This window comes from Carboxylicivirga sp. (assembly GCF_982718395.1).
The window spans coordinates 1-5,949 of record NZ_CEXQWX010000253.1; the positions used below are offsets into that span (position 1 = coordinate 1).

The 5,949-nt window shown below is 37.0% G+C and carries 7 protein-coding genes; 6 read left to right on the top strand and 1 reads right to left on the bottom strand.

Features of this window, described 5'->3' with window-relative positions; genetic code table 11:
* From AC4MRQ_RS24585 to AC4MRQ_RS24610, 6 genes are all read left to right on the top strand, one after another.
* Window positions 1–919 (top strand): TonB-dependent receptor (locus tag AC4MRQ_RS24585; RefSeq protein WP_491200381.1); only part of this gene is annotated, 919 nt, incomplete at its 5' end.
* Window positions 920–1,032: 113 nt separating this feature from the next.
* Window positions 1,033–2,208 carry a response regulator gene (locus AC4MRQ_RS24590; RefSeq protein ID WP_491200382.1) on the top strand — a complete coding sequence of 392 codons (1,176 nt, stop codon included), beginning with the start codon at window positions 1,033–1,035 and terminating at the stop codon, window positions 2,206–2,208.
* 205 nt (window positions 2,209–2,413) lie between these two features.
* On the top strand, window positions 2,414–3,079 hold the full coding sequence (gene queC / locus AC4MRQ_RS24595) for a 7-cyano-7-deazaguanine synthase QueC (RefSeq protein ID WP_491200383.1): 666 nt from the start codon (window positions 2,414–2,416) through the stop codon (window positions 3,077–3,079).
* Between the two features lie 17 nt (window positions 3,080–3,096).
* Entirely contained in the window at window positions 3,097–3,954 is an 858-nt protein-coding gene (locus AC4MRQ_RS24600) for a 7-carboxy-7-deazaguanine synthase QueE (RefSeq protein ID WP_491200384.1), read from the top strand.
* A gap of 98 nt (window positions 3,955–4,052) precedes the next feature.
* Window positions 4,053–4,406 (top strand): four helix bundle protein, encoded by a 354-nt coding sequence (locus tag AC4MRQ_RS24605; RefSeq protein ID WP_491200385.1) that lies wholly within the window; start codon window positions 4,053–4,055, stop codon window positions 4,404–4,406.
* 90 nt (window positions 4,407–4,496) lie between these two features.
* A complete protein-coding gene (locus AC4MRQ_RS24610; protein WP_491200386.1) occupies window positions 4,497–5,366 on the top strand; it encodes an NADPH-dependent 7-cyano-7-deazaguanine reductase QueF in 870 nt (289 codons plus the stop codon).
* Between the two features lie 6 nt (window positions 5,367–5,372).
* Here the strand turns inward: AC4MRQ_RS24610 and AC4MRQ_RS24615 are convergent, their stop codons facing one another.
* Window positions 5,373–5,876 carry a metallophosphoesterase family protein gene (locus tag AC4MRQ_RS24615; protein WP_491200387.1) on the bottom strand — a complete coding sequence of 168 codons (504 nt, stop codon included), beginning with the start codon at window positions 5,874–5,876 and terminating at the stop codon, window positions 5,373–5,375.
* Between the last annotated feature and the right edge of the window lie 73 nt (window positions 5,877–5,949).

Consider the following 5,949-nt stretch of genomic DNA (forward strand, 5'->3'; position numbering starts at 1 on the left):
TTACCTGATGATCAATGCTGGAATAAGGACCAATTATTGGGATTTCAATAATGAATTTTTGCTTAGTCCGCGTGTGAATCTTTTATATTACCCAAACACAAACAAAAAGACAAGATACAGACTTGCCGGAGGTATTTACTATCAATCACCATTGTACCGTGAAATGCGAGCGCCGGATGGAGACATTAACGAAAATATTAAAGCCCAAAAGTCAATCCAGGCTATTGCAGGTTTCGACCGTATATTTACGGCCATGAACAGGGAATTTAAATTCACAACGGAAGCCTATTACAAGCACATGACCAACTTAAATCCATACCAGATAGATAATGTGCGCATTCGATACCTGGCAAAAAATAATGCTAAAGGCTATGCTACCGGTATTGATATGAAGCTGAATGGTGAATTTGTTCCGGGTGTTGAATCGTGGGCCAACCTGTCCATTATGAAAACAGAAGAGGACATTTTGGACGATTTCTATATTGAAACAGATGATGAGGGTAATGAAACAATTGTTTATCCCGGATATATCCCACGTCCTTCAGATCAAAGGGTTTCGTTTTCTTTGTTTTTTCAGGATTACCTGCCAAATAATCCGAGTTTCCGGGTTAATCTCAATCTGCTATTTGCTACCGGCCTTCCTTTTGGTCCTCCCCAATCTCCCAGATATATGGCAACACACAGGATGCCTGCATATAGGCGTGTTGATATTGGTTTCTCAAAAGATTTAACTAAGTGGTTCAATAAAAACAAGTCTTTGGTAAAGGATTGCTGGATCGGGTTAGAAGTTTTTAACTTATTCGATATCAGTAACACTATCTCCTATTTTTGGGTGAATGATATTCACAATCGACAATATGCAGTTCCAAATTACCTTACATCAAGAAGAATAAATCTAAAGCTCAGTGCAAGTTTTTAAGCGAAGAGCTACCTTTACATAGACATTTAAGTGGTATATAAGAAAACAAAAACCTTAAGCAATTTTATACGTAGTTAAAACAATTATCACATTTTTTTGGGAATTTTAAGAAAATGACTCATCTCGAACCTACCATATTATTAGTCGATGATTCTAGTGTTAATCTGGAAATCTTAACAGAAGCACTTAACCGCTATAAAACAATCACTGCCACTAATGGTGATGAGGCTATGGAAATTGCTTTTTCAAGAAACAAACCTGATCTTATATTACTCGACATAGTGATGCCCGGCCTTAATGGATATGAGGTCTGTAAAATTCTTAAACAGAATGAGCAGTCAAAAGACATTCCTATTATTTTTATTACGGGTCAAAATGACTCAGAAAGTATTTTAAAAGGTTTCGAAGCGGGTGCAATCGATTATATTACCAAACCATTCAACATTCTCGAGCTAAAAGCCAGGGTTAAAACGCAGATCACTATTAAAATGGCTCGCGACCAGAATCAACGCCTGATAAATAAAATCAGAACCGTTAATAAGAAACTGACCGATAGTATTGAATACGCTCAGAAGATTCAGAACGCTAGCCTGCCCCAAAAGGAGTTTTTGGATAAAATTCTGCCTGAACATTTTATTTTACTTAAGCCACGTGATATTGTAAGTGGTGACTTTTATTGGGCTGAACAAACAGGAGACAAGCTGATTATTGTTGCTGCTGATTGCACCGGTCATGGAGTTCCAGGAGCTTTTATGAGTATGTTTGGTGTCGCCTATTTACATGAAATTGTTGGTAAAAATAAGGTAACTCAACCTGCGGAGATTATAAATGAACTGAGACGAATTGTTATTGATTCATTAAAACAGGATGAAGATAGTGAAGTAAAAGATGGCATGGATATCAGCGTAATAACTATCGATAAAGCACAACAAAAAATTGAATATGCTGGAGCGTTTAATGATATGCTCTTGATCCGCAATAACAACATGCAAATTATCCAGGCAGATCACATGCCTGTGTCCATTGGAGAAACGGATCAACCTTATACCAATCATGAGTTAACTTACCAACAGGGCGACTGCGTCTATCTTTACACAGATGGTTTCCCTTCTCAATTTGGCGGCCCCAATGACAAAAAGCTCATGCAAAAAGGTTTTCGTAACCTGCTTATGGAAAATCACCAATATCCGATGGAACAACAGGCTGACATTTACGAGAATTTTTTCAATATGTGGAAGGGTATTAACGATCAGATTGATGATGTTCTGGTAATAGGAGTACGACTGTAAATTGATTTAAACCTGTAACCAAAGCCTGCCAAATCATTTCTTTTAACTATCTTTGCCACGTATTTTAAGTACCAACAGTTCGTGACCATCCTGTTGTAAAACAAAACTAGGAGATAAAATCATTTAGATTAAAAGAGGTTGCTTCCGCTGTTTTTTAATCCGCATTTGTTTTATATTTGGTTACAGCTGTTTAATCATTTAAAAAATGAAAAAAGCAGTCGTATTATTATCGGGAGGTTTAGACTCTGCTGTGGCCTTATATCTTGCAAAAAATCAGGATTTTGAGCTACATGCTCTTTCATTTGATTATGGTCAAAGACATAATCGCGAATTAACAGCTGCGAAAGTTATTGCAAAAAAAGCTGATGTAAAAGAGCATCAGGTTGTTTCTTTAAAACTGGACAAATGGGGCGGTTCCTCTTTGACCGATGCTAAGCTTCAGGTAGAAGATGGCGATGTCAACCGAAACGATATTCCAGTAACCTATGTACCTGCCCGAAATATGGTTTTCCTTTCCGTTGCAGCTTCACTGGCCGAAGCAATTGGTGCTCAGGATATCTTTATTGGAGTTAGTGAGGTTGATTATTCGGGTTATGTAGATTGTCGTCAGGAATTTATCGATAGTATGGAGAAAGCCATCAACATGGGTACGGTGATGGGTGCTGAAAAGAATCAGCCCATAAAAATACATGCCCCATTTGTTAACAAAACAAAAGCCGAGGAAATACAATTAGGAGTTCAACTCGGGGTTGATTTTGGATTAACCTGGAGCTGTTATCGGGGTGGCGATAAACCATGTGGAACCTGCGACAGTTGCTTACTTAGAGCAAAGGCTTTTGACGAAGCTGGGGTCATTGATACATCATTATAAAAGTTTAGAGAACGATTATGGAGAAGTTGGTACTGGCCAAAGAAGGTGTATTCCCGGTTACAAGAAACATGAATGGTGAATTAATCGAAATGCAACCCAAAACCGGATTACAAACAGCCGGAACAATACAAGGCGAAGGAAAGCTTGCTGGTGTTCCGTCTCTATTCATTCGTTTGTCAAGTTGTAACCTGCGATGTATATGGCAAATGGAAGATGGCAGCTTTTGTCGTTGCGACACTACCTATGCCTCATTTCATCCCAATGAAACCATTGAACTAAGTATTGACAACATCTTTAACTGGGTAAAGCATAACTTAGGCAATATTAAGCATATTGTGGTTACTGGTGGTGAACCCCTGCTCCAAAAAAAGGCTTTAGCTCCACTTTGTAAAAAGTTAAAGAAAGAATTAAATGTTCACATTACCTTAGAGTCCAATGGTTCTCTGTTTGACGAAGAGGTAGCAAAATGGGTAGATTTATTTAGTATTTCGCCAAAGTTGAGTAACTCTGTTCCAACACCTGAAAAGTTAGCGGCTTATAACTTGAAAGAGTCTGGCCCCTATAAGTTTCATAATCAAAAACGCCTTAACCTTACGGCTCTTCAATCCTATATTGATTTAGCCAATTGTTCTGAAAAAGAGCTTCAGATAAAATTTGTTGTGGGTAAAACTCATGATTATGAAGAAATCACATCTGATTTTCTGGAGCCATTATCTAATTGGAAGATCGGTGATATTCTATTAATGCCATTGGGCGCAACGCAAGAGGAAATTACAAAATCATCACCAATTGTACTAAAAATGGCAATTGATAACGGCTGGCGTTTCAGTTCACGTGTTCATATCGAACTTTTTGGCAGTAAAAGTGGAGTATAATAATTAGTGGTGAGTGGTGAGTGATTAGAGATTAGTAGTCAATGATAAAAACTTACTGTTTAATTTGATAATTTAGTTTCATATTAAACTTAGTAGCTATGAAGAGTATTTTAAAGGAAAAAAGTTTCACGTTTTCTGTTGAAATCATAAAGGCTTGCCAAAAGATTCAAATTGATAAAAAAGAGTATATCCTAACTAAACAAGTTTGGCGTTCAGGAACTGCTATTGGCGCATTAATTAGAGAGGCCGAATATGGTGAAAGTAAAAAAGATTTCATCCACAAATTACAGATTGCTCAAAAAGAAGCCAATGAATCGATATATTGGTTAGAGTTACTTGAGGCAACAGATTATATCTCCAAAACTGAGTTTTTAAAATTAATCAATGCATGTACTGAACTACTGAAAATGTTGACCAGTAGTATAAAAACAGCAAAGAGCAGAATAAACTAATAGTTAGTGGTGAGTGATTAACGATTAGAGATTAATCATGCTTAATCACTAACCATTCATATCTAACCTCTAACAACTAATATCTAAAAAATGAATGAAGGAAAATTTTTAGGCAAGCAGGTTGATTATCCTCAACACTATGCACCCGAAATGTTGGTGGCTGTTCCTCGCCACTTTAATCGTGAGCAATATAGTTTAAAAGAGGATGAACTTCCTTTTATTGGCTATGATGTCTGGCATGCTTATGAATTAAGTTTTCTGACAAAAAAAGGATTGCCTGTAACCGGACTTCTAAAAATTGTGTATCCGGCAACAAACGATTGTATTGTTGAAAGCAAGTCATTAAAACTTTACCTGAATTCCTTCAACATGCATCAATTTGGACTGACAGCTAAAGAAGGATTAGATGAAGTTCTATCTACCATTAATAAAGATTTAACGCAACTATTGAATACAAATATTGAACTTGGTTTTTTTAATCAAAATCAGATAGAAAAAGCTTTCGATTTTAACGATTATTGTCTTCTTGAGAATGAAGCTGGAGTTGATGAAATTGAATTTAAATGTTTCAACGAAAATCCCGATCTTTTATCTTCAACTGGAAAAACAGGTACTTTGTCCGTAGCCACGCATTTATTGAGAAGCAATTGCAAAATAACCAATCAACCTGATTGGGGAAGTGCTTACATCTTCATTAAAGGTAACAACTTACCTGATAAAAATGCCTTGCTGCAATACATGGTATCCATTCGTAATGAAAATCATTTCCATGAAGAAATTTGCGAAATGATTTATAAACGTCTGTGGGATACTTTCAAACCGGATGAACTAGCCGTTAGTTGCATCTATACACGCAGGGGCGGCATTGACATTTGCCCGGTGCGAGTTAGTCATAAACACTTATTACCGGGCAAACTAAGCGACTCCTCAACCCTATCCACTAAACTCTTAAGACAATAGGTAATTCTATTTAACCGCTTTTGGACCAAACTCAATTACTTCCATATCTTTTATATCTGCACCATCAATTGAAAAGCGCAAAGCGGTTCGCACAGTATGAAAGCCGGAAATGCCACAAGCACCGGGGTTAAGATGAAGCAAATCAAGTTGCTTATCGTACATTACCTTGAGTATATGCGAATGACCTGAAATAAATAACTTTGGTGGATTAGTAAATATTTTTCCTTTAACCAAATCATCGTATTTGCCAGGGAAACCACCAATATGAGTCATCCAAACATCCACCTGCTCGCACATAAAACGTTCATGAGCCTGCAGTTCTTGCCGAATTTCCAATCCATCAATATTTCCATAAACTGCCCTTACTGTTTTAAACTGACGAAGCTTGTCCAGTACCCTGATATCACCAATATCCCCTGCGTGCCATATTTCATTAACCTCTTTGAATAATTCTGTAAAGCGCTCATCCAGATACGAATGCGTATCCGATATCAATCCTATTCTTGTCATATACCTTTCGAAATGTCTAAAATCATTGCCAAATCTACCCTATTTTTAATATTTTTAAGCAACCAAGAAGTCT

Coding starts and splice junctions, on each gene's coding strand:
- AC4MRQ_RS24590 (WP_491200382.1), top strand. CDS start 1,033: ATGACTCATCTCGAACCTACCATATTATTAGTCGATGATTCTAGTGTT.
- queC (WP_491200383.1), top strand. CDS start 2,414: ATGAAAAAAGCAGTCGTATTATTATCGGGAGGTTTAGACTCTGCTGTG.
- AC4MRQ_RS24600 (WP_491200384.1), top strand. CDS start 3,097: ATGGAGAAGTTGGTACTGGCCAAAGAAGGTGTATTCCCGGTTACAAGA.
- AC4MRQ_RS24605 (WP_491200385.1), top strand. CDS start 4,053: ATGAAGAGTATTTTAAAGGAAAAAAGTTTCACGTTTTCTGTTGAAATC.
- AC4MRQ_RS24610 (WP_491200386.1), top strand. CDS start 4,497: ATGAATGAAGGAAAATTTTTAGGCAAGCAGGTTGATTATCCTCAACAC.
- AC4MRQ_RS24615 (WP_491200387.1), bottom strand. CDS start 5,876: ATGACAAGAATAGGATTGATATCGGATACGCATTCGTATCTGGATGAG.